Here is a 20443-nt window from a genome sequence, read left to right as displayed (position 1 = left end):
TTTAACCCCTCTATACGTCAAATGACGTACCTTACTGCGTCAATCACCGAATACCTGCTTTCAGCTGTTTCCAATACCCTTATTGCAATGCACAACGGATCGCCATGCGGCATCTGAGATGCACGGCGATGAACGTTTAAATTAAAGGGAAGGGCACACAATGAAACTGAAAACCTTAGCAGCAGGTATCGCACTTTCGATGGGCGCATCGGTGATGAGCTTTAATGCAGTGGCAGCAGATGACACGATTAAGGTCGGTGTACTGCACTCACTTTCCGGCACCATGGCTATCTCTGAAACGACGTTGAAAGACACTGTTCTGATGATGATCGAGGAGCAGAACAAGAAGGGCGGTCTGCTGGGTAAGAAACTGGAACCGGTTGTTGTGGATCCGGCTTCAAACTGGCCGTTGTTTGCTGAGAAAACTCGTGAGCTGATCACCAAAGAGGGTGTGGATGTAATCTTCGGCTGCTGGACTTCGGTGTCTCGTAAATCAGTTCTGCCGGTCATCGAAGAGCTGAACGGTCTGATGTTCTACCCGGTTCAGTATGAGGGTGAGGAGTCCTCTAAAAACGTATTCTACACCGGTGCTGCGCCAAACCAGCAGGCGGTTCCTGCGGTTGACTACCTGATGAATGAACTGGGTGTTGAGCGTTGGGTACTGGCGGGTACGGACTATGTTTATCCGCGCACCACCAACAAAATTCTGGAAGCCTATCTGAAGTCTAAAGGGGTTGCTGCTGAAGATATCATGGTCAACTACACGCCGTTTGGTCACTCTGACTGGCAGTCGATCGTATCGGATGTGAAGAAGTTTGGTAGTGCGGGTAAGAAAACTGCAGTGGTATCTACGATCAATGGTGACGCGAATGTTCCTTTCTATAAAGAACTGGGTAATCAGGGTGTCTCCTCTGAAGATATCCCGGTGGTTGCCTTCTCTGTGGGTGAAGAGGAACTCTCCGGTATCGATACGAAACCGCTGGTAGGCCATCTTGCTGCATGGAACTACTTCCAGAGTGTTGATAATGATGCCAACGAAGCGTTCATCGAGAAGTGGAAAGCGTACACAAGCGAAGAGCGTGTGACTAACGACCCGATGGAAGCCACCTATATCGGCTTCAACATGTGGGCTAACGCGGTTAAGCAGGCGGGTACTACCGAAGTCGATGCTGTTGAACAGGCGATGATTGGACAAACCACACCAAACCTGACCGGTGGTATGGCGATGATGAATAAGAACCATCATCTGAGTAAGCCCGTACTGATTGGTGAGATTCAGGATGATGGCCAGTTCGAAGTCGTATGGGAGACAGAGAACATCGTTATGGGTGATGCCTGGTCCGACTACCTGCCGGGCTCCAAGGATCTGGTGGCTGACTGGACCGCTCCGATCAAGTGCGGCAATTACAACACTAAAACTAAAGAGTGTACGGGTTCCTGATCCCGTTAGAGGGAGCGTCTAATCATTGACGACTCCCTTTTTCTACACCGGTGACAGCTGACCTGTTGTCACCGTTTCATTCCTGATGAACACGCCACATAACGATAATGAACAGGCTGATCATCACTGCAGGAGAGATTACGTGAGACACCTGTTAGCCGTATTTTGCTGCTATTTTGCTGTGTTTTCTGTCTCCGTACAGGCCAACGAGCAGACAATTTCGGATTCTCAAATATCGACGGCAGTTGCGCCCAGTACCAGCATGCTGATCCAGCAACTGGTTGAGGTGAAACTGTCCAAATCTCTGCCGCTGTTAGAGCGGTTGGAAGCAGAGGGGGGAACTGAACTACTACCCCTATTTAAGACCCTGTTAGAGGGGCGCCTTTACTTTATTAAATCAACTAAACAGGTTGTGGCTGCGGATAAGACCGGTAGCGATTACCAGCTTTTTGATCTGTTCAGTGGTGAAACGCTGGGCATGATGAACAAGAAGCAGATTAAAAAGATCCGGGTGAATAACAAACTCCGGGTTTTCCTCCGTGGAGCTATTGCCCGTTTGGATCTGAAGCACCCCGATGCGGATAAACGACTTGCGGCTGTAAAAGCGCTGCTTACCAGCCTGGATAGTTCGACTTTGAACACTCTGGAAGCGATCCGTAACACCGAAAGTGATGAGCATGTACTTGCCATGATTGATCTGGCACTGGCGCTTGATCTGAGCCGGAGCCCGATTCCAGAGAAGCGTCTGGCGGCAGTAACAGTACTGGGTGACAGTCTTGAGAGTGACTCCCGTAACCGGCTCAATGTGATGGCAGAGAGCGATCCTGACACCCAAGTGAAGCAGGCGGCTGAGGTTGCCCTGAAAAAAATTAATGAAAGAATCGAGTTTTATGACTTTGTCGATCAGCTCTTTTTTGGTTTGAGCCTGGGATCGGTGTTGTTGTTAGCGGCGATCGGTCTAGCGATCACCTTTGGTGTGATGGGCGTAATCAATATGGCGCATGGCGAGATGATCATGTTGGGTGCCTACACCACCTACGTCGTGCAGTTGATGATGCCAGAGTATATCGAGTACTCCCTCTGGGTGGCGATTCCAGCTGCATTTGTGGTATCCGGACTGTTTGGCATCCTGATTGAGCGTGGCGTGATTCGCCACCTGCATGGGCGCCCGCTGGAAACTCTGCTGGCTACCTTCGGCATCAGCCTCATTTTGCAGCAGTTAGTGCGTACGGTGTTCTCCCCACTGAACCGACAGGTTGAATCACCGTTATGGATGAGTGGCTCGCTGGAGATCAATCCGGTTTTGAGTCTTACATTTAACCGCCTCTATATTCTGGCCTTTGCGCTACTGGTGTTCGGGCTATTGTTACTGATCCTGCGTAAAACCTCGCTGGGCTTGAACGTGCGTGCTGTATCGCAGAACCGCAGCATGGCGAAAGCGATGGGGATCCGTACTGACTGGGTTGATGCGATGACCTTTGGCCTGGGTTCCGGTATCGCCGGTATCGCCGGGGTTGCGCTGAGCCAGCTTACAAACGTAGGGCCTAATCTGGGACAGTCCTACATCATCGATTCCTTTATGGTTGTGGTATTTGGTGGCGTTGGAAACCTCTGGGGCACTTTAGTTGCAGCGTTTTCACTGGGTGTGGCGAACAAGTTTCTTGAGCCGGTTACCGGTGCTGTACTGGCCAGTATTCTGGTGCTGGTGTTCATCATCCTGTTCATACAGAAAAAGCCTAAGGGTCTGTTCCCGCAGAAAGGGAGGGCTGCAGAATGAATCAGTTAATGCGTTTTACCCGTTTACACGGTGATAGCAAAGTAGCGCCATTTGTGGCGGTTCTGGTGATTCTGACTGCACTGGCATCACTGGGCAACCTGCTGATGCCGCAGGATTCGATCTTCTATGTCAGTACTTACACGATTACTTTGCTGGGTAAGTATCTCTGCTATGCGATGTTGGCTCTGGCGGTGGATGTGATCTGGGGGTACTGCGGCATTCTCAGTCTTGGCCACGGCGCGTTTTTTGCGTTGGGTGGTTATGCCATGGGGATGTACCTGATGCGTCAGATCGGTGATCGAGGTGTTTATGGAAACCCTGAACTACCGGACTTTATGGTGTTCCTTAACTGGTCAGAGCTGCCCTGGTTCTGGTACGGCTTCGATCAATTTTGGTTTGCCATGCTGATGGTACTGCTGGTACCCGGTCTGCTGGCCTTTATCTTCGGGTGGTTGGCGTTCCGATCACGTGTCACCGGTGTGTATCTGTCGATTATGACGCAGGCACTGACCTATGCCTTGCTGCTGGCGTTCTTCCGTAACGAGATGGGCTTTGGGGGAAACAACGGGCTCACAGACTTTAAAGATATCCTCGGCTTTGATCTGCAGTCAGACAAGACCCGAGTGGCTCTGTTTGGGATGACGGCACTGTTGCTGGGACTGACCTTTATCACCAGCCATAAAATTCTGAAATCGAGAATGGGCAAAGTTATTGTAGCGATTCGTGATGGTGAGAGCCGTGCTCGTTTTATGGGCTATCGCACGGAGCGCTATAAAGTTTGGTTGTTTGTTTATTCAGCGATGATCGCAGGGATTGCCGGAGCGCTCTATGTACCACAAGTGGGGATCATCAATCCGGGTGAATTTTCACCGCTTAACTCGATAGAGATTGTGATCTGGGTCGCTGTTGGTGGTCGTGGAACATTGATTGGCGCGATTATCGGTGCGCTGCTGGTGAACTACGCAAAAACTAAATTCACCGCGATTATGCCAGATGGCTGGTTGTTCGCACTGGGCGCGATGTTTGTGCTGGTCACCCTCTATCTGCCACAGGGCCTGATGGGGTTGTTACAGAAGATCAGAGGTGACAAGGAAACAGCGAAGCCGGTAGAAACGACGCAGGCTCAGGAGGCCAAAGCATGAACGCTCTCACAGATGTACGCGAAGTGATGCGCCGTGATCGGGTCTGGTCTTTCCTTCAGGAGGATCAGAAAGAGGTTGATGTCTCTCACGATGTGATTCTCTACGTTGAGGGCCTGAACCTCAGCTTTGATGGTTTTAAGGCATTGAATGATCTCAATCTCTACGTCAATGATGGTGAGCTGCGCTGTCTGATCGGAGCAAACGGTGCCGGTAAAACGACGTTGATGGATGTTATCACCGGCAAGACTGCACCGGACACTGGCACGGTGTATTTCGGACAGACCCTGAATCTGTTGCAGCATGATGAGGCAGATATCGCCAATTTGGGTATCGGTCGTAAGTTCCAGAAACCGACTGTATTTGAAGCACATACGGTGTTCGACAATCTCGAACTCTCATTGAAACAGCAAAAGGGTGTGATTCCGACACTGTTTGCGCGATTAACCCCGTCTGAAATCGATCGGATCGATGAGGTTCTGGGCATTATTGGCCTGAAAGAGCACCGTTTTATGTTGGCAGGTGCACTCTCCCATGGGCAGAAGCAGTGGCTGGAGATCGGCATGTTACTGATGGCTGAACCCCGCTTGCTACTGGTGGATGAGCCGGTAGCCGGGATGACCGCTCAGGAGACTGAACGCACAGCTGAGCTTCTGACATCGTTGGCAGGGGAGCACACGGTGATTGTGGTTGAGCATGATATGGAGTTCGTCCGCAGTATCGCCCGCACAGTGACAGTACTGCATCAGGGATCGGTACTGGCAGAGGGGACAATGGACCAGGTGCAGAATAACCCTGATGTGATCGAAGTTTATCTGGGGGAAGCACCATGATTGAGATCTCTAAAGTAAATCAGCGTTACGGTGGCACGCAGATCCTCTGGGATCTGGATCTGGAGATAAAGCCGGGTTCCTGCACCTGCATCATGGGTCGAAATGGCGTGGGTAAAACCACACTGCTGAAGTGTCTGATGGGACTGTTACCGATTCAGAACGGTGAGATCCTGCTGGAGGGGGAACCGCTGCATAGTAAGCCCGCTGAATATCGTGCACCCGCGGGTATCGGTTATGTGCCTCAGGGTCGAGATATCTTCCCGATGCTGACCGTCGAAGAGAACCTGCGTATCGGTTTGCCTATCCGCAAGGACAAAGCTAAAGAGATCCCCGAGAAGATCTTTGAGCTGTTCCCGGTACTGAAAGAGATGCTTCACCGCCGTGGCGGGGATCTGTCGGGTGGTCAGCAACAGCAGTTGGCGATCGGCCGTGCTTTGGTAATTGAACCTAAGGTGCTGATTCTGGATGAACCCAATGAGGGGATTCAACCTAACATTGTTCAGCAGATCGGCGATGTGATCCTAAAACTCAACGAGGAAGAGGGCCTCACGGTCATTCTTGTTGAGCAGAAGCTGGGGTTTGCCCGACGTGTGGGTAAAGAGTTCCGACTCATGGAGAAGGGGCGCGTGGTTGCGAGTGATCAGATGGCAAATCTCAGTGAAGATCTGATTAAGCAGTATCTGGCGGTATAGGAGGGGAGATGAACGCGATCACTCCGGTTAAGGTGACCCCAATTGATACTGCCAGCAGATGGCAGGCTGAGCTAAATCTGGGCCTGGTGAACACGGCGCGTGGCACTGTGTTGCGCCGTTGTCGCCATAAAGGTCCGCTCTATGTGCAAAAGCCGTTTTACCCCGAGGGGCGTGAACTGGCGCATCTCTACCTGCTCCATCCACCGGGAGGGATGGTTTCGGGGGATGATCTGAAAATCAATGTGGAAACTGCATCGCATGCGCAGGCTCTGGTCACCACGCCGGGCGCGGGTCGGGTATACCGTGCTCGCCCCGATCGTTCACTGCAGAAACAGCAGATAAAGCTGAAGGTGGGCGCTCACAGTTCTCTGGAATGGTTGCCGTTAGAGAACATCATTTTTCCTGATGCCTGCACTGAACTCTCGATCGACATTGAACTGGAAGAGGCCGCATCGGTGATCTTCTGGGAGATCACCTGCTTAGGGCTTCAAGCCAGCAATGAGCCGTTTGACCGCGGACAGGTTGATCAGCGCTTGCAGCTTTATCGACAGGAGCGCTTGAAGCTTCGTGAAGTTCTGCGGTTACAACCCGAATCAAACAGATTAATGCAGAGCCGGGCAGGGCTGAATGGCTGCTCTGTGAACGGTTTAATGGTTGCAGGTCCGTTTCTGCCTGATAGTGATACTGAAGAGCTGATGGAGCAGCTGCGTGCATGTTGTGATGACGCTGCAGAGTTGGCAGGGATCAGCCTTAACGATGAATTTATACAGGTGCGTTATCTGGGGAACTGCTCAGAAGCCGCGCGCCTTCTGTTTACCCGCTGCTGGAAACTGATCCGGCCAAAACTACTCGGCCGTGATGGCTGCGAACCCAGAATTTGGGCGACCTGAATCTGAGGGCGTAAAGGAATCATTATGGAACTGTTACCAAGAGAGAAAGATAAGCTACTGGTGTTTACCGCCGCGCTTCTGGCCGAACGGCGCCTCAACCGGGGTCTGACACTGAACTATCCGGAAGCGATGGCCTATATCACCATGGAGATCATTGAGGGCGCTCGTGACGGTAAAACCGTGGCAGAACTTATGAGCTTTGGAAAAGAGCTGCTGAGTGCTGATCAGGTGATGGCGGGGGTGCCTGAACTGATTCACGAAGTTCAGGTTGAAGCAACATTCCCGGACGGGACCAAGTTGGTCACCGTACATAACCCGATTAGCTGAGGTGGCCAGAATGATTCCAGGAGAGGTACAGGCTGCTGACGGCAGTATTGAACTAAATCCAGGTCGCAAGACAGTGCGGCTGCGAGTTGAAAACCAAGGTGACCGCCCAGTTCAGGTGGGGTCCCATTATCACTTTTATGAGGTTAATCCCGCGCTGAATTTTGATCGTGAGATGACTCGGGGGTACCGGTTAAATATCGCATCCGGCACCGCTGTGCGCTTCGAGCCGGGGCAGGGGCGTGAGGTAGAGTTGGTAGAATTTGCCGGTTCAAAAACTATCTATGGGTTTCGTGGTGAGGTGATGGGGCCACTGAAAGACAATGGAGGTTCGCAATGAGTCAGATAGATCGCACGAGCTATGCACAGATGTTTGGACCGACTGTTGGTGACCGTGTGCGTTTAGGGGATACCGAGCTATGGATTGAGGTTGAAAAGGATCATACAACCTACGGAGATGAGGTTAAGTTTGGTGGCGGTAAAGTGATCCGCGATGGGATGGGGCAGAGCCAGTGCACCAATGAGATCGCAATGGATCTGGTGATTACCAACGCACTGATTCTGGACCACTGGGGCATTGTCAAAGCCGATGTAGGAGTTAAAGCGGGGCGAATTGACCGGATCGGAAAAGCGGGAAACCCGGATGTGCAGGATAACGTGGATATTGTTATCGGACCGGGCACCGAGATCATTGCAGGTGAAGGCTCCATCCTGACCGCCGGTGGTATCGATGCACATATTCACTTTATCTGTCCGCAGCAGATTGAAGAAGCACTGATGTCTGGTGTGACCACGATGATCGGTGGGGGCACAGGCCCAGCAACCGGAACCAATGCGACCACCTGTACACCAGGCCCGTGGTATATGGGGAAGATGCTACAGGCGACCGATGATATGCCGATGAACCTTGGGTTTCTTGGTAAAGGCAATGCCAGCCTGCCGGATGCTTTGGAGGAGCAGCTCAATGCCGGAGCTTGTGGCCTGAAACTGCATGAGGATTGGGGAACAACCCCGGCTTCTATCGATAACTGCCTGAGTGTTGCTGAGAGATTCGACGTGCAGGTGGCGATCCATACTGACACGTTGAATGAGTCCGGCTTTGTCGATGATACCATCGGTGCTTTCAAAGACCGTGTCATCCACACCTACCATACAGAGGGGGCTGGTGGTGGGCATGCGCCGGATATTATCCGTGCCTGTGCTTACCCAAATGTGATGCCCTCTTCAACCAATCCAACCCGCCCCTATACGAACAATACCGTGGATGAGCATCTGGATATGCTGATGGTTTGTCATCATCTGGACAGTAATATCCCGGAGGATGTGGCCTTCGCAGATTCGCGTATTCGCAAAGAGACCATCGCTGCGGAAGATATCTTTCATGATCGTGGTGCGTTTAGCATGATCTCATCTGATTCACAGGCGATGGGGCGTGTGGGTGAGGTGGTAACCCGTACCTGGCAGACTGCGCATAAGATGAAGGTGCAGTTTGGTCTCTTAGATGAAGACAAAGCATGCGGCGCTGACAACTTTCGCGCCAAACGTTATATCGCAAAATACACTATCAACCCGGCGATTACCCATGGGGTATCCCATGAGGTTGGTTCAATAGAGGCGGGAAAACTGGCAGATCTTGTGCTCTGGAAGCCTGCTTTCTTTGGGGTGAAACCGTCGATGATTATCAAAGGTGGCATGATCGCAGCGGCCCCGATGGGTGATCCGAATGCTTCCATCCCCACACCACAGCCGGTGCACTATCGACCGATGTTTGCTGCGTATGGATCCGCGTCTGCTCAGACCTCAGTAACTTTTGTCAGTCAGGCCGCATTGGACAATGATGTGGGGGGAGCTTTGGGCCTAAAACGTCGTCTGGTTGCCTGTAAGAATACCCGCAATATTTCCAAGTCAGACATGGTGTTGAATGACTGGATGCCCGAGATTACGGTTGATCCACAAACCTATGAGGTGCGTGCCGATGGGGAGCTGCTTACTTGCGAGCCTGCAGATAAACTGCCCTTGGCACAACTCTATACACTTTTTTAGCGGAGCGCGTGTGATGTTAGAAGTTTACGAACGTTTAGGTACTCACTGCCACGAAGAGGCTGACAGTGTTGTCGTGCTGGATCATGAGCAGCGCGATCGCGGCCGTTTACGTCTGACCAGTGAGACCGGTGAAGAGGTCAGAGTCTTTTTGGATCGGGGTAAGCCTTTATTGGTGGGTGAATATCTGAAAACCAGCTGCGGCCGTCTGGTAAAGGTGGAGGGGGCTGAGGAAATGGTTGCTCACGCTTCTTGTGCAGACTGGCATACCTTTGCACGAGCTTGTTACCACTTGGGCAATCGTCACACCAAGATCGAGGTGGGCGAACGCTGGTTACGCATTAAACCTGATCATGTGCTGGAGGAGATGCTTGTCCAGCTCGGACTGGTTGTCAGCCATGAAACTGCAGTGTTTGTCCCTGAATCCGGAGCTTATAGCCATGGACATCATCACCACTGAAGCTAGCCTCATCCGGTTATTACAGCTGAGTAGCGTTAGCTTGCCGGTGGGAGGTTACTCCTTCTCTCAGGGAATGGAATACGCCATTGATTGTGGTTGGTTACGCAGACAGGAGCAGGTTTATGACTGGCTGGAGATGCAGTTATTGCACTCTGTTGCTCAGGTTGATCTGCCGCTGCTACAGCTGCTGATGGAAGCGGCAGAGAGGCAGGATCAGAAAGAAATTTACCGGTTGAATGATCTGGCACTGGCGTGTCGTGAAACTAAGGAGCTGCGCCTAACGGATACCGCAATGGGGGAGGCGTTAGTACGGCTATTGAACAGCCTGGAGGTTCCTCAGCCTTTTGCGCATGGGCCGCGCGCTGAAGATGTCAGTTTTGTCTCCCTGTTTGCGATTGCCGCTGTTTATTGGGGGATAAGTACCAAAACAGCCAAGCTAGGTTTCAGTTGGGCCTGGCTTGAGAATCAGGTAGCTGCTGCGACTAAGTTAGTCCCCTTGGGGCAGACCCAGTCACAAATTTTATTAGGTCAGCTGCAGCCTGTGATCAGTGAGGCGATTAAAGCAGCAGATCAAGTTGAAGAAGATCAGATAGGTGCAGGCTTACCGGCGTTAGCGATCGCCAGTGCATTGCATGAACAACAGTATTCACGACTGTTCCGTTCCTGAGCGGGATAGCAGGAGGTAAGAGATGAGTAAACCAAAACAGACTTTACGAGTTGGTGTCGGTGGTCCGGTTGGGTCGGGAAAAACCGCGTTGCTACGCTCATTATGTGCAGCGATGCGACATCACTATGATCTGGCTGTGGTGACCAATGACATCTACACCCAGGAAGATGCAAAGTTCCTGACCCGTCATGAGGTACTGGATGCGGATCGGATTATCGGTGTGGAGACCGGGGGGTGTCCGCATACGGCCATCCGCGAAGATGCGTCGATGAATCTGGCTGCGATTGACCAGTTGATTGATCGTCATGGGCAGTTGGATCTGGTATTTGTCGAAAGTGGTGGGGACAATCTGAGTGCGACATTCAGCCCGGAACTTTCTGATCTGACAATCTATGTGATTGATGTTTCAGCCGGAGACAAAATTCCCCGTAAAGGGGGCCCGGGCATCACTAAATCTGATCTGTTGATTATTAACAAAACGGATCTTGCACCGTTGGTCGGGGCCTCGCTGGATGTGATGGATCATGATGCGAAAAAGATGCGGGGCGAGCGTCCATTTGTATTCTCAAATCTGAAGCAGGCAAAGGGACTTGATGATATTATCCAGTTCATCATCACAGAGGGGATGCTGGAAGAGCGGTCGTTACCGCCCGCAAAGGCTGTGGTGTGATTAATTGAAGGGTATAAAAATGTTGAAATCTATTGTGACAAAATTATCAGTGCTGTTGAGCACTATGGCTGTCGTTCTGCCTGCAATGGCACATGATGGTTCTGAGCAGGCGAGTGTGATGAGTGGTTTGGTGCACTTTTTAACCGAACCGGATCATCTCTTGGTGATGTTTGCGGTGGCAGGTGGACTGATCTATCTGATCCGAAAGCACTCTGCTAAGCGGTTTTAATGATAGCTCGCCCAAATTGTGATGATTTGGGCGAACTTTCTTTCTGCTTTATTGATCGTATCGGGTTAAAGATCCGATCATCTTCAATGTAATGGCTAAAATAGTTGCAAGGATCGCAGCCTCATCCTGAGCACTTGCGCTTAACAGGTTGGGGACGATGGCTAAAAAAACGGCTGAAACGCCGAGAATGCCATAGATCACGGCCGCACGGGTGGTTGAGTTTCGCTTGCACAACCGGCACTTAGCTGGATAGACCGTACTTGCCAGCAATTTATCTAACAGACCGATCCCTCGTTTACCGCAATGTGGACATCTACAGATCACCAAATCCAGCATGGGCTATCTCCGGAAGAGATTGATGTATCTCAGGACTTCGCTTGAGAGGCGCCAGAGAAATTTCCAGATCGCTCCCAATATTTCGATGGCGCTGTCCGGTTTGAACAGTCCGTACCCAAAAAAAAGTGCGCCGAGACAGAATGAGGTGAACTTAAAAACGACCAGAGGTATATCTAACGCGGGTGTTAGAAACCACCAGGCTATCACCCCTGTTAGCACTCCAAGAGAGCCTACGAAGAGAGCGATGGCAATTTTTTCAAGCAGTGGATTCATCATCAATGCCTTAAGAAGGTGTTAAAAGTTTGTCACCTGGTTCAGTACCCGGTTATTCACCTCAATGCGGAGTTTTAGTGTGTGGCAAAAGTTAGTTTATAAGTACAGGTAGTAAAGTCGCCACTGTGATCAAATTCCTTAATATATTCGATCTTGGTTGAGTAATACTCTTCAACACTCGCAAGGACGCCATCGACAAGGTCGAACATCCCTCTGGCGGAGCTATAGATCATATCAAGGCTATCTGGGCCTGTATCTGTGCAATAAAAACGGGGTGGTTGGGCATCAGGTATGACTTTCTTTAGCTCAACTGTATGAATATGATCCAGCGCCAATAACAGGTCTTTAGGGTTATCGTGGTTTAAAGCCTCAGGTGGAGCGATTTTTACCAGATGGGGAAATACCCATTTACCAAAGGCAAAGTGCGCATCTTTAGGTGTCAAACCCAACCTTTCAACCGTTTTTTCAACCAGTTCATTCAGATCTTCATCGGGATAGGTGCCTGGACGAACGAAGGGTTCCTGAGTGATGAAGTTGCAGCTATCGAGGATCTCTTCGTAAACCATCTCATCTGAAACTTCGATGATAAACTTCTCTAACAGATTAAAAATATGGCCTTTCATCGCTCACTCCAATTTATTCTTTAATAGCGCACTGTATGGAAAAGTAGAAGATTGAACCCTGGGGTGTATTCGGTTTAACCGCTACGTGACTGTTCATAATACCCAACAGCTCCTTCACTAAGGACAGGCCCAAGCCGATGCCGCCATGTTCCCTTGTAGATGATGCATCCTGTTGTTTGAATCTATCAACCAGCTCTTCAATGACCGGGTTGGCAATACCGATACCTGTATCTGCTACTTCAAATGTTAGTTCGATCAGGTCCGCTGCAACTGTTTTTCCCCGGACAGACAGATGAACATAACCCGCTGTAGTAAATTTAAAGGCGTTATCAATTAAGGGCTGTAACGCTTTTTTTACCAGATCTGCATCAAAATATAACAGTGATGGTAGGTCACCCTGCACTGAAACATCAGTATGGATAGCTGTACTTTCATTAACTGACAGTAGGGTATTCAGTTCTGTTTGAAAGTGGGAGAGGCTGACAGCAGTTGGTACTGCTTTGATCTGTCCAGAACTAAGTTCGGAATAATACAGGATTGCACTCACCATCTTTAACAAGCTGGCACTACAATCCTTCAACATGCTCAGGTATTTTTGTTCCTGCCCACTGACGATGGTCATCGATAATAGCTCTGCCATCCCCATAATGCCGTTAAGTGGGGTTCTGAGTTCATGGCTCATAGTCTGCAGGAACTGGTCCTTTACCTTTAAGGACTTCTCCAGCTCAACGTTGCTATTATGAAGGGCTTCTTTAACTTCGAGTAGTTGCTGATTAGCAACATAGGCTTCTCTAAGCCGATCCTCAGCAATATCCTCAGCGGCTTCACGACTGCGTTTTTCTCTATCAAGTCTTCTTTTCAGCAGGTCGATTTCATTCATCATCGTCAATGCTTAATGCCGCGTTTAAAGGTGATTCTCAGCACTGTGGTTTATTGGCCATTGTTGCTGAAGCCATTCTGATTCTGCTGCCATCATTAAAACATATTTCCTACTGCATAGGAGTTGTTATCAATTATTTCATGCAACTTATTGTTTTTGAATGGCTAGCGTACGGTTTCATGGCGTCAGCCAGGAGGAGTGAAGGCGTATTGAAAATAAGGGCATGGATTAATTTATCTAAACATAAGCAATATAAGATTGATGTTTATTCATTTATATCTAATATGCCGGCTTCATCTTATATGAGAGTGGACACCCCCATATGTTTCAACGTCAGTTTAACCCCTGGTGGATTGTCGCCGCAGCATTCATCATATTGGGCTGCAATATGGGAGTGCGTCTGACGACAGGACTGCTGTTACCTGATATCAGTCAGGATCTCTCGATCCCAACCTCAGAACTTGCTTTTGGTTTTGGTGTGCAGAACCTCTTGTGGGGAGCTGTATCCCCACTGGCCGGTATGATGGCTGAGCGTTATGGAACCGCTAAGATTTTGTTAATGGGGGCGGGCCTTTTTATTGGTGGAATGATCTGGGCTGCTCTGACTGAGAGTGCAATGGGTTTTTTCATCGCCAATGCGGTTCTGATCGGTGTGGGTATCGGGGCGACGACCTTTCCCATTGTGCTGGGCGCGGTTGGAAAACGCTTTCCGGCGAAAAGTCGTACGCTTGCGCTTGGAGTTACCAGTGCAGGTGGATCTTTAGGCCAGTTTATCTATGCTTTTGCTTTGGGACAGAGCCGCTCCTCCCTGAACTGGTCAGAGATCTTCATCCTATTTGGTGTCTCTCTCTTCGCCATTGTGATTGCGTGTTGGTTTATGCGAGATCATCGGCAGGAGACAACGCATCCGTTACCAGAAAAACTATTTAACTGGAACGCGGTGGTAACAGCGTTTAAAAACCGTGATTATCAACTTCTGAATATCGGATTTTTTGTCTGTGGATTTCATATCTCCATGATGACCGTCCATATGGCGGGTGTTGTTAGCTATTGCGGCCTTCCACCTGAGATGGCTGCAAACTCGCTGGCAGTGATCGGTCTGGCTAATGTTGTTGGAGTTATTCTGGTTGGCTGGGCGGGGGATCGCTGGCATAAACCCTGGCTATTATTGTTGATCTACTGGCTCCGAGCCTGTTTGTTGATGATGCTTGTTTTTGTGCCGATCAATTCACAACTTTTTTACCTTTTCTCAGTCATTATGGGCGTTCTCTGGCTCTCAACGGTGCCTTTAACCAGTGGAGCGGTTGCGCAGATTTTTGGAACTCAGAATCTGGCGTCTCTGTTTGGGTTTGTAATGTTCAGCCATCAGATTGGTGCTTTTGTTGGCAGCTGGTGGGGTGGGATTGTGTTTGACCAGTTTGGCAGCTACGAGCTGGCCCTCATCGTGAGTGCCGGACTTGGCGTGGTTGCTGCGGCTGTTCATCTGCCAATCACACCATCCGCCATGCGACGTTACAGTGAGGTGTAAACTGAATTTTCATCTTGTCATCAACCTGAAATAGAGCAGGCGTTAAATACAGACTATCAAAAATAGTATTAATATCCTGCAGGCTCTTACTCTCTGAAAGCCTTTATGGATTAATCATGATGGCTGTCTATGAAAATCTCGCTGCTGACTAAACTAACATCTGTATCTCTCGTACTGATATTAATTGTACTGACAACTTCTATCATCTGGTCTCTGGATCGCCTCAACAGGGCGTATAAAACCAGTCAAACCTATTACACCTATGAAGCGCAAACGCGCAAAACCGTCGAAGAACCGATTAAAGAGTACCTTCTGACAGGGAATGCTTCGCTGCTGACAAAGATTCAGAAGGATGTTGATGCTTTGATTGATGAGACTCAACAGAACCACTTTTTGCCAGATGCCATTAAGCAGGTGGCGATCGATCAGATGGTGGCTGTGCGTGAGAATGCTTTAGTGAGCCTGAGAGAGGCGGGAAAACTGCCTGATCCAGCTGCGTTGCTGATCAATAACGAACGTGAGCTGTTTTCTGATCTTCAATCACTCATCAGTTATGTGGGGGATGCAACAGAAGCTGATGCAACGCTTAAACAGAGTTATCTCATTGGCGTTTCAAGCCTGCAGAGTGATCTTGTATCTCTAAGCTACCTTCGACAGCAGCACGCAGATAGCACACTGCAGCAGCGCGCAAAAGCGTATTTGGACGGGATGCAGACAGCAGCCGATCAGTTAAGCTCATTACAGCCTTTAGGTGTTTATAGTGAGCTGGAAGAGGAGGATGGTCTCGCAGAGCTGATGGGCTGGGATCAGACGAAGCAGAATGCACGTGTAGATAGGGGCGTGGAGCTCCTGGAAAATATCCGGTCATTGGCAAGTCGCTATCCAAAAGAGCTTAAAAATGTTTCAAAGTTCTCTCAGGAAAAAGAGCAGGGAGAGCTGGCTGCGTATGCACAGATCGAACAGCTGGAAGCTTCGCTTTCTCAACTTGAGCAAGTCTTAGAGGATAACTACCAATCGATCTTATCTGATGTCTATCTGCTATTAGCGATCTGTGTTTTCTTGATCATTGTGACCGCTGCAATTATGTCGATGATTAAATATCGTCTTGCACAGATCCTGCAACGGGCAAGTGGTTATTTGAGTCGACTATCTGAAGGCGATTTGAAGCTTCGGATGGAGTTACCCAGTAAGATCAGCGAAGTATCCACGCTGCGTATGGCTATCAATAATCTGAAAGCCTATTTTTCAGACCTGCTGGCAAATATTCAAAGTGAAACACGAGTTCTGCATGAGCTGGAGAACAATATGAATACCAGTGCCACCAATCTAAGCCAGATCATCCAAAAGCAGCAGGAGAGTACGCGTAATACATCCGCTCAGATGGAGCAACTGAAATGTTCCTTTGACGAGGTCGCACAACGAGCAGGCAAAACCAGCGAATATACGGCCCATGCCAGAAGCCTGACAGCGAAGGGAAGCGGCTTGATGAAAGACACTAGTAGGAATGTGAGTTCCCTGTCGGAAGTTGTCGCGGGGGCAAATGATGCGTTGTTGTCTCTGAAACGTGATACAGAATCGATTCAACAGGCACTGTTTGTGATCGAAGAGTTTTCAGAGCAAACTAACTTGTTAGCACTCAATGCCTCTATTGAAGCAGCCCGTGCAGGGGAGATGGGTAGAGGTTTTGCCGTGGTGGCTGATGAGGTTCGAAACCTGGCTGGCAATACTTCTCGTGCCGCAAGTGATATCAAAAAATTGACGAATCAACTCGATCAAACAACCGGGGCGGTGGTTGAGCGAACACAGTTATTAATGGCGCGGACCGTGAAAACAGTAGAGATTACTCAGGATGCCGAAAATGCCATTGTTGAGATTGAGGAAGCGATCAGCAGTGTCAATGATATGAGCACACAGATTGCCACTGCGACAGAGCAACAGTCCTACTTGGCAAATGATATTGTAACCGTGATGGCAAAAAATATGGATCTGGCTAATAACAGTCTCAGTGAAGCGGAAAATAATAAACACTATGCGAGTAATCTGGTTGCGATTAGTGGAAACCTGAACCGCATGATTGTCCAGTTTGAGTGAGGTTAGGCTCACATATCTGGTTGTGAATTGTACGGACAAGGCCCGTCTTGCCATAATCTTTTGTGGTAATAAGATATCCGCTTCCTTTTACATGCTTCTGAACTACACTAAGGCAGGAATGCAGTAGGAATCAGGTCCCTATGAACCCAGTTGGTCGTTTTCTTGCAAATTTAAAAGTACGCCGTAAGTTACTACTCGGCTTTGGTCTACCGGCTTTTCTTAGTCTTATCACCTTCATCATCATCTATGACAATACTAAGGCGATGGATAAGGCTAGCTATTGGGTTGAGCATACCCATCATGCCATCGCATTAGGTTATGAGCTGGAAACGTTAATCCTGGATCTGGAATCGAGTAAACGCGGTTACCTTATTACCGGAAATGAAGAACTGCTCAAACCTGCCAGAGTCAGTATCCGAAATTGGCTTTCAAAACACTCTGCACTCAAGGAACATGTGAGTGATAACCCCGTACAGCTTGCCCGGCTGGACAAAATTGCAAAAATCTATAGTCAGTGGACATTAGAGACTTACACGCCTGCGATTGAATTACGGCGCCGGGTCAATCAGGGGGATGCTCCTGAACAGGCTATCAGGCAGTTTATGCGTGAGGCGGGGAGCGAAGAGCTTATTGGGCAGCTTAAAGCGGATCTCTTAGAGTTTGTCGCACATGAGCAGGCGTTAGTGGTTACAAGAACCGAAAGCTCTCACCATTCTGCAGAAAAGACTACCCAAACAATTATATTGGGCGGTTTTGTCGTGTTGTGTGTTTCGGTTCTCTTAGCCTTTTTAATATCCCGAAATGTCGTTGAGAGGATGACACAGTTACTAAATGCGACAAGAAAAATGTCCAGTGGGCAAATGAATGCCTTAGTATCCGAACCCTACCTGACCAAAGATGAATTAGGTGAGGTAAGCATCTCTTTCAACGAGATGGCTACCAAACTGGAACAGCAACGCCTCCTAGCGGAAGAGCACAGTATTAAGCTGCAAATGGCTATTGAGCAAGCTGAACAGGCCGCCAAAGCTAAAGGTGATTTCCTCTCGACAATGAGTCACGAGATCAGAACACCGATGAATGGTGTTTTGGGTATGACAAATCTACTTTTGGATACCCGTTTAGATGATAAACAGCTTCAGTTCACCAATATCGCAAAAGAGAGTGCTGAATCCCTGCTCGGTATCATCAATGACATCCTCGATTTTTCAAAAATTGAAGCGGGTAAAGTTCAGCTGGAAGAGACCGATTTCAATCTTGGCCTGATGCTGGAGGATGTGGCTTCTTCACTTTCGGTCAGTGCTGAAAATCGGTCCATACAGTTGGTCTGCCCAGCAAGCCCAATAGAAGATATCTGGTTAAACGCGGATTCAAGCCGAATTCGTCAGATCTTCACCAATCTGATCAGCAATGCCATTAAGTTTACAGAAGAGGGTCATGTCGCTGTCTATGTTTCAGTCGCAAAAGAGGGTACAGCGCGAGTTCAGTTGAGATGTGAGGTACAAGACACCGGTATTGGGATTGAAGCAGACAAGTTGGATGAACTTTTTAAAACATTTACTCAGGCGGATAGTTCAACAACCCGGAAGTATGGTGGTACAGGGCTCGGTCTCTCTATCTGTAAAAAGCTGGTTGAGATGATGGGAGGGGAGATAGGGGTTGAGAGTCAGATCGGTGAGGGATCCACCTTCTGGTTTACGCTGGAGCTGGCAAAAGCGGATGGTACAAACATTGCTCCGTTTGACCTCAATGGTTTAAAAAATAAACGCATTTTGGTTGTAGATGACAATCATATCAACCGGGAGCTGTTGGCGCAGATTCTTACTAATTGGGGAATCGATCACCGCCTGGCTGCAGATGGAGTTGAAGCCCTTAAGGAGATGGAGGGTGCCTATAATGGTGCGAGATCGTTTGATATCTGCCTGCTGGATTACCATATGCCTGGATTAGATGGTCTGGAACTGGCTGAACAGATTCAAACAAATAAGAAACATAAAGGGGTGGATATTGTATTGTTGTCGTCAGTCTCGCACGTGTTAGATGTCGATGAGACTAAGGCGTTAGGCATTAAAGCAAACATGACAAAACCGATCCGACAATCTGAGTTATTAAGCAACCTGCTCAGAATCAGCCAGAGTGATTTTGTAGCCCCGCAGGCCCATGATTTGAATCAGGGGGCGATCGTTAAAGATGCCCAATTCCACGCCTCAATTCTGATTGTTGATGATCTGGCAACAAACCAGATTGTTATCAAATCGATGCTGGAGAATTATGGAATCACTGTGGACAGGGCTAATAATGGGCTGGAAGCGTTGCATCAGATGGAGAGTATTGGTGGTTATGATCTGATCTTTATGGATTGCCAGATGCCGGTGTTGGACGGTTATGAAGCGACTAAGCAGATTCGAGCGTCTGATAAATCAGCTGTGAATACACAGATCCCGATTGTTGCTATGACGGCGAATATCAAATCGGGTGAGCGAGAGCACTGTTTACAGGTCGGTATGGATGATTATATATCCAAACCAATACTCCCAGAAGAGCTCTATGAGATGCTTGAAAAGTGGTTGCCACCTGAGGCAAAAGTGGTAAATGAGCCTGGCCAATCATCAGCGTCAGATACTTCGGTGGAATCGGAAGAGTTGGAGGAGCCAAAGCATCAAAGCTTGCACTATCCCCCTAGCAACCCAGAATCGGTAGAGAGTACCCAATATGAGCTGTTTGATTTTGCGGCCTTATCAAAAAGATTATTGCATAACAGCGGCGCTATCTGCGAAACGCTGGAGGCTTTTCAGCGAGAGTTAGACCAGCAACATGCACTTCTTGAGTCGGCAGTAGACGATTCAGATTGCGGTAAAGTCGCGCTACGTGCTCATGCGATTAAAGGTGCTGCAGCCAACATCTGCAGTCTGCCGGTTTCAACCACCGCATTTGAACTGGAGCAGGCAGGAAAAGAGGGTGATGCAGCCCTGATCACACAGCTTTACCCGAAATTGAATCGTGAAATCATCGCCCTTAAACAGTGTGTGAAACAGCAGATGAGTTCGACACCTTCTTGATGAGGGTTACTGAATAAGATAGCGGTGATTGCAGCATCTATCTCTCTGTGGCTATGTGAACTTTATCATGATCTGGTGCTCTCAAAAGAGGTTCTAAACCTGCCATTACCTGCAATTTGGAGCTCATATGTACAGATCGATACTGATAAGCTCTCTTGTCTTTTTATCCTGTAGTTCAATAGCTGCAGAACAGCTTATTGAAGGTCCTGCAGAGGTTGCGCAGTTAAGAGAGATCAGTAATCAACTGAATAACGTATCTGATTTAGTTATGACGTGCATGGATCAGGGCTCATCTCATCGGGAGTGTCTGTGCGAAAACGGGGATGAGATAGAGAGTTTTAATCTGGCAGTTAAGGCTATGAACCGTTCTGGCAGTAGATGGCAGGGTCTTGATCTGGTCCGGTATCGCTCTGATGAGGGAGTGTGGGTGACCCTCAGTCTGGCAGGCCTTCGTCGCCAGGCGGGACAACCACTTAACTGTCCTTAAATTTCAA

General features: G+C 49.0%; 21 protein-coding genes. 17 read left to right on the top strand and 4 right to left on the bottom strand.

What is annotated here, in order from left to right; genetic code table 11:
• Positions 1-160 precede the first annotated feature (160 nt).
• The 13 genes from urtA to Q0882_RS00310 all read left to right on the top strand — a co-directional run bounded on the left by urtA (position 161) and on the right by Q0882_RS00310 (position 11162).
• The gene (gene urtA / locus Q0882_RS00370) at positions 161-1441 is read left to right on the top strand and encodes an urea ABC transporter substrate-binding protein (RefSeq protein WP_299176497.1); all 1281 of its coding nucleotides are present in this window, start codon (positions 161-163) and stop codon (positions 1439-1441) included.
• A 142-nt stretch (positions 1442-1583) separates the two neighbouring features.
• The gene (urtB, locus tag Q0882_RS00365) at positions 1584-3218 is read left to right on the top strand and encodes an urea ABC transporter permease subunit UrtB (protein ID WP_299176495.1); all 1635 of its coding nucleotides are present in this window, start codon (positions 1584-1586) and stop codon (positions 3216-3218) included.
• Positions 3215-4360 carry an urea ABC transporter permease subunit UrtC gene (urtC, locus tag Q0882_RS00360; RefSeq protein ID WP_299176492.1) on the top strand — a complete coding sequence of 382 codons (1146 nt, stop codon included), beginning with the start codon at positions 3215-3217 and terminating at the stop codon, positions 4358-4360. The genes urtB and urtC overlap by 4 nt, the downstream gene beginning before the upstream one ends.
• Entirely contained in the window at positions 4357-5190 is an 834-nt protein-coding gene (gene urtD / locus Q0882_RS00355; RefSeq protein ID WP_299176490.1) for an urea ABC transporter ATP-binding protein UrtD, read from the top strand. Before urtC ends, urtD begins: the two co-directional genes overlap by 4 nt.
• Complete coding sequence (urtE, locus tag Q0882_RS00350) at positions 5187-5882, top strand: urea ABC transporter ATP-binding subunit UrtE (RefSeq protein WP_299176488.1); 696 nt, start codon at positions 5187-5189, stop codon at positions 5880-5882. The genes urtD and urtE overlap by 4 nt, the downstream gene beginning before the upstream one ends.
• A gap of 8 nt (positions 5883-5890) precedes the next feature.
• A complete protein-coding gene (locus Q0882_RS00345) occupies positions 5891-6772 on the top strand; it encodes an urease accessory protein UreD (RefSeq protein WP_299176486.1) in 882 nt (293 codons plus the stop codon).
• Positions 6773-6796: 24 nt separating this feature from the next.
• Positions 6797-7099, top strand: a complete 303-nt coding sequence (locus tag Q0882_RS00340; protein WP_299176484.1) for an urease subunit gamma — start codon at positions 6797-6799, stop codon at positions 7097-7099.
• Positions 7100-7109: 10 nt separating this feature from the next.
• Positions 7110-7436, top strand: a complete 327-nt coding sequence (locus tag Q0882_RS00335) for an urease subunit beta (protein ID WP_299176482.1) — start codon at positions 7110-7112, stop codon at positions 7434-7436.
• Positions 7433-9139 carry an urease subunit alpha gene (ureC, locus tag Q0882_RS00330; RefSeq protein WP_299176480.1) on the top strand — a complete coding sequence of 569 codons (1707 nt, stop codon included), beginning with the start codon at positions 7433-7435 and terminating at the stop codon, positions 9137-9139. Before Q0882_RS00335 ends, ureC begins: the two co-directional genes overlap by 4 nt.
• A gap of 13 nt (positions 9140-9152) precedes the next feature.
• Positions 9153-9596: an urease accessory protein UreE gene (gene ureE, locus Q0882_RS00325; protein ID WP_299176478.1), complete on the top strand. Its 444-nt coding sequence runs from the start codon at positions 9153-9155 to the stop codon at positions 9594-9596.
• Positions 9577-10263 carry an urease accessory protein UreF gene (locus Q0882_RS00320; protein WP_299177404.1) on the top strand — a complete coding sequence of 229 codons (687 nt, stop codon included), beginning with the start codon at positions 9577-9579 and terminating at the stop codon, positions 10261-10263. Before ureE ends, Q0882_RS00320 begins: the two co-directional genes overlap by 20 nt.
• A gap of 22 nt (positions 10264-10285) precedes the next feature.
• A complete protein-coding gene (ureG, locus tag Q0882_RS00315; protein ID WP_299176475.1) occupies positions 10286-10933 on the top strand; it encodes an urease accessory protein UreG in 648 nt (215 codons plus the stop codon).
• Between the two features lie 19 nt (positions 10934-10952).
• Positions 10953-11162: a HupE/UreJ family protein gene (locus Q0882_RS00310; protein WP_299176473.1), complete on the top strand. Its 210-nt coding sequence runs from the start codon at positions 10953-10955 to the stop codon at positions 11160-11162.
• Between the two features lie 48 nt (positions 11163-11210).
• On the opposite strand, the gene Q0882_RS00305 is transcribed toward Q0882_RS00310, so the two are convergent.
• The 4 genes from Q0882_RS00305 to Q0882_RS00290 all read right to left on the bottom strand — a co-directional run bounded on the left by Q0882_RS00305 (position 11211) and on the right by Q0882_RS00290 (position 13277).
• A complete protein-coding gene (locus Q0882_RS00305) occupies positions 11211-11498 on the bottom strand; it encodes a hypothetical protein (protein ID WP_299176471.1) in 288 nt (95 codons plus the stop codon).
• 3 nt (positions 11499-11501) lie between these two features.
• Positions 11502-11774 (bottom strand): hypothetical protein, encoded by a 273-nt coding sequence (locus Q0882_RS00300; protein ID WP_299176469.1) that lies wholly within the window; start codon positions 11772-11774, stop codon positions 11502-11504.
• Positions 11775-11845: 71 nt separating this feature from the next.
• On the bottom strand, positions 11846-12394 hold the full coding sequence (locus Q0882_RS00295) for a heme NO-binding domain-containing protein (protein WP_299176467.1): 549 nt from the start codon (positions 12392-12394) through the stop codon (positions 11846-11848).
• Between the two features lie 13 nt (positions 12395-12407).
• Positions 12408-13277: an ATP-binding protein gene (locus tag Q0882_RS00290; protein WP_299176464.1), complete on the bottom strand. Its 870-nt coding sequence runs from the start codon at positions 13275-13277 to the stop codon at positions 12408-12410.
• A gap of 319 nt (positions 13278-13596) precedes the next feature.
• On the opposite strand from Q0882_RS00290, the gene Q0882_RS00285 reads away from it, so the two are divergent.
• The 4 genes from Q0882_RS00285 (at position 13597) to Q0882_RS00270 (ending at position 20436) form a co-directional block, all read left to right on the top strand.
• Complete coding sequence (locus Q0882_RS00285; protein WP_299176461.1) at positions 13597-14802, top strand: MFS transporter; 1206 nt, start codon at positions 13597-13599, stop codon at positions 14800-14802.
• A gap of 129 nt (positions 14803-14931) precedes the next feature.
• Positions 14932-16893, top strand: a complete 1962-nt coding sequence (locus tag Q0882_RS00280) for a methyl-accepting chemotaxis protein (protein WP_299176458.1) — start codon at positions 14932-14934, stop codon at positions 16891-16893.
• A gap of 140 nt (positions 16894-17033) precedes the next feature.
• Positions 17034-19949, top strand: coding sequence for a response regulator (locus tag Q0882_RS00275; RefSeq protein WP_299176456.1), 2916 nt, complete (start codon positions 17034-17036; stop codon positions 19947-19949).
• Between the two features lie 127 nt (positions 19950-20076).
• Entirely contained in the window at positions 20077-20436 is a 360-nt protein-coding gene (locus Q0882_RS00270) for a hypothetical protein (protein ID WP_299176453.1), read from the top strand.
• Positions 20437-20443 lie beyond the last annotated feature (7 nt).

This window comes from uncultured Neptuniibacter sp., assembly GCF_947498015.1.
Taxonomy (GTDB): domain Bacteria; phylum Pseudomonadota; class Gammaproteobacteria; order Pseudomonadales; family Balneatricaceae; genus Neptuniibacter.
The sequence above is the reverse complement of the archived record's forward strand: the minus strand, read 5'-3'. Positions and strand labels throughout refer to the sequence as shown.

Bases quoted from the DNA above. Each gene is read 5' to 3' on its own strand.
- urtA (WP_299176497.1), top strand. From the start codon at position 161: ATGAAACTGAAAACCTTAGCAGCAGGTATCGCACTTTCGATGGGCGCA.
- urtC (WP_299176492.1), top strand. From the start codon at position 3,215: ATGAATCAGTTAATGCGTTTTACCCGTTTACACGGTGATAGCAAAGTA.
- urtD (WP_299176490.1), top strand. From the start codon at position 4,357: ATGAACGCTCTCACAGATGTACGCGAAGTGATGCGCCGTGATCGGGTC.
- urtE (WP_299176488.1), top strand. From the start codon at position 5,187: ATGATTGAGATCTCTAAAGTAAATCAGCGTTACGGTGGCACGCAGATC.
- Q0882_RS00345 (WP_299176486.1), top strand. From the start codon at position 5,891: ATGAACGCGATCACTCCGGTTAAGGTGACCCCAATTGATACTGCCAGC.
- Q0882_RS00340 (WP_299176484.1), top strand. From the start codon at position 6,797: ATGGAACTGTTACCAAGAGAGAAAGATAAGCTACTGGTGTTTACCGCC.
- Q0882_RS00335 (WP_299176482.1), top strand. From the start codon at position 7,110: ATGATTCCAGGAGAGGTACAGGCTGCTGACGGCAGTATTGAACTAAAT.
- ureC (WP_299176480.1), top strand. From the start codon at position 7,433: ATGAGTCAGATAGATCGCACGAGCTATGCACAGATGTTTGGACCGACT.
- ureE (WP_299176478.1), top strand. From the start codon at position 9,153: ATGTTAGAAGTTTACGAACGTTTAGGTACTCACTGCCACGAAGAGGCT.
- Q0882_RS00320 (WP_299177404.1), top strand. From the start codon at position 9,577: ATGGACATCATCACCACTGAAGCTAGCCTCATCCGGTTATTACAGCTG.
- ureG (WP_299176475.1), top strand. From the start codon at position 10,286: ATGAGTAAACCAAAACAGACTTTACGAGTTGGTGTCGGTGGTCCGGTT.
- Q0882_RS00310 (WP_299176473.1), top strand. From the start codon at position 10,953: ATGTTGAAATCTATTGTGACAAAATTATCAGTGCTGTTGAGCACTATG.
- Q0882_RS00305 (WP_299176471.1), bottom strand. From the start codon at position 11,498: ATGCTGGATTTGGTGATCTGTAGATGTCCACATTGCGGTAAACGAGGG.
- Q0882_RS00300 (WP_299176469.1), bottom strand. From the start codon at position 11,774: ATGATGAATCCACTGCTTGAAAAAATTGCCATCGCTCTCTTCGTAGGC.
- Q0882_RS00295 (WP_299176467.1), bottom strand. From the start codon at position 12,394: ATGAAAGGCCATATTTTTAATCTGTTAGAGAAGTTTATCATCGAAGTT.
- Q0882_RS00290 (WP_299176464.1), bottom strand. From the start codon at position 13,277: ATGATGAATGAAATCGACCTGCTGAAAAGAAGACTTGATAGAGAAAAA.
- Q0882_RS00285 (WP_299176461.1), top strand. From the start codon at position 13,597: ATGTTTCAACGTCAGTTTAACCCCTGGTGGATTGTCGCCGCAGCATTC.
- Q0882_RS00280 (WP_299176458.1), top strand. From the start codon at position 14,932: ATGAAAATCTCGCTGCTGACTAAACTAACATCTGTATCTCTCGTACTG.
- Q0882_RS00275 (WP_299176456.1), top strand. From the start codon at position 17,034: ATGAACCCAGTTGGTCGTTTTCTTGCAAATTTAAAAGTACGCCGTAAG.
- Q0882_RS00270 (WP_299176453.1), top strand. From the start codon at position 20,077: ATGTACAGATCGATACTGATAAGCTCTCTTGTCTTTTTATCCTGTAGT.